This window comes from Sulfurimonas sp. RIFOXYD2_FULL_34_21, assembly GCF_001830805.1.
Lineage (GTDB): Bacteria > Campylobacterota > Campylobacteria > Campylobacterales > Sulfurimonadaceae > Sulfurimonas.
The window spans coordinates 1-1,213 of sequence record NZ_MICH01000007.1 but is presented as its reverse complement, the minus strand read 5'-3'; the positions used below and the strand labels follow the sequence as shown (position 1 = coordinate 1,213).

The 1,213-nt window shown below is 39.2% G+C and carries 1 protein-coding gene; it reads right to left on the bottom strand.

All coding sequences use genetic code 11. From position 1 onward, the window contains the following. Positions 1-204: 204 nt before the first annotated feature. Positions 205-1,213 (bottom strand): integrase core domain-containing protein (locus A2530_RS04865; protein ID WP_294891479.1); only part of this gene is annotated, 1,009 nt, incomplete at its 5' end.

Genomic DNA, 1,213 nt, shown 5'->3' with positions numbered 1-1,213 from the left:
ACACAGCCTGAACACCCTCTAAAAACGGACATACCGTAACAGGAGTATCTTTAGTAGTATAAACATATCCCTCTTGTCCTTTGAGAGGCCTTGCGATAGGTAACCCTTTAAGTGATAACATTATTTCTGCAATTGTTTGTACCTGAGCGGTATTTTTCCTCCTAAAAAAAGTTGCAGTATATTTACTATCAGTGTCCTAGTTCACTACTTTTGAGACAACCTCCTTTCTTTTAAATTCTGGTAAGGTGACAAATACTCCAAGGACTGGTGTGGCCTGACTTGATTGTACCAGACAAGCCAGGTGATTAGTTTTATTTTAAACTCATCCGGATACAACAGGTAATCTTCGGTGTCAAAGATGAATTCATCCTGGATTGTCCAGTTAAATCTCTCCACATATCCATTGGTTTTAGGGTGTTTAGGATAACTGAAAAGGTGGGTTAATCCAGCCTGTCTTGCAGCTTCTTCAAAGAACAGTTTAAATTCAGACCCATTGTCTGTTTGGATAGTATGGACTTTACTCCATGCAGTCTGGATTATATGATTTAGGAAGTTTGCAGCATGTTTTGAATTAGTAGATGGAACAAGTTCTACCCAGGCTTGTTTTGAAACAATATCTACAGCAGTTAGGAAGTAATAATATTTATTCAGGTAATGGAATTTAACCCCATCCAGCTGGATATATCCTGGTGGTTGGTCTTTCATATTAGGACACAGCCTAATCCTTTGTCTTTTAGTCCTATCTTGCCTCATTCTCCTCCCTTTAGCCTTACCTGCATAAAAGAGTTTATTCCTCTTAATAACCCTTCCTATACTGGACTCTGATACAGGCTCTAACCCCTCTCCTTTAGTGAATTCATCTACAAATCTTTTGATCTTAGCTTTCCCCATTCTGGGATAATCTTTTCTTAACTGTTTAATCAGGAAAACCACCCCAAGTGGGGTAATTGCTATCCTGATATGATGGGGTTTAGTGCTCCCGGGCACCAATGAATTTAACCTTTTAGAGGAATCTTCGTACTTTTTCTTCCACCTGTAGAGGGTTGCTCTTTTAAGCTCAGGAAAAGCTATTTTGGTAGCCTTAAACCCTCCCTGGTAGAAAACCTGGAGTACATGGAACCTAAACTTGGCTTTATCACTAGTGTCAAAGCCCAATACTGTTTGGTATGTAGTCATGAGACTAATATAGTCTCTTCTGCTTAATTTAGGGAAC